This window comes from Pseudomonas sp. EGD-AK9, from assembly GCF_000465935.2.
Lineage (GTDB): Bacteria > Pseudomonadota > Gammaproteobacteria > Pseudomonadales > Pseudomonadaceae > Aquipseudomonas.
The window spans coordinates 1-836 of record NZ_AVOF01000704.1; the positions used below are offsets into that span (position 1 = coordinate 1).

Consider the following 836-nt stretch of genomic DNA (forward strand, 5'->3'; position numbering starts at 1 on the left):
CGACGGCAAGGCCGAGGCCGCCGTGGTGCTGGAGAACGACCTGTACCGCCGCGCCAACCATGCCGTGGTCGAGGCCGCGCTGCAGGCGGTCGACAGCCTGCTGGTGCTCGATCACCAGCACGGCGCCACCGCCGCCTGCGCCGACCTGCTGCTGCCGGCCGCCAGCTTCGCCGAGGGCGACGGCACCCTGGTCAATCAGGAGGGCCGCGCCCAGCGCTTCTTCCAGGTGTTCGAGCCGAGCTACTACGATGCCGACTGCCTGATCCGCGAGGGCTGGCGCTGGCTGCACGCCCTGCACTGCACCCGCGACGGCCGCGCGGTGGACTGGACCCAGCTGGATCAGGTCACCGCCGCCTGCGCCGAGGCGATTCCGACGCTGGCCGGCATAGTTGAGGCGGCGCCGTCGGCGGCATTTCGCATCAAGGGCCTCAAGCTGGCGCGCGAGCCGCACCGCTACAGCGGCCGCACCGCCATGCGCGCCAACCAGAGCGTGCACGAGCCGCGCGCGCCGCAGGACATCGACAGCGCCTTCGCCTTCTCCATGGAGGGCTACGCCGGCAGCACCGAGCCGCGCCAGCAGGTGGCCTTCGCCTGGGCGCCGGGGTGGAACTCGCCGCAGGCCTGGAACAAGTTCCAGGACGAAGTGGGCGGCCACCTGCGCGCCGGCGACCCCGGCGTGCGCCTGCTGGAACCTTCCGGCGCGCGCCTGGACTGGTGCCACGACATTCCGCCGGCCTTCGTCGCCGAACCCGGCTGCTGGCGGCTGGTGGCGCGCCAGCAGCTGTTCGGCAGCGAGGAAACCAGCGCCCTGGCCGCGCCGATCCAGGCGCGCATGG

General features: G+C 73.1%; 1 protein-coding gene. It reads left to right on the forward strand.

Translation table 11 applies throughout. The features are described from left to right. Nucleotides 1-836, forward strand: an 836-nt coding sequence (locus tag N878_RS23070; RefSeq protein WP_021445865.1) for a molybdopterin-dependent oxidoreductase, incomplete at both ends; no start/stop codon positions are given.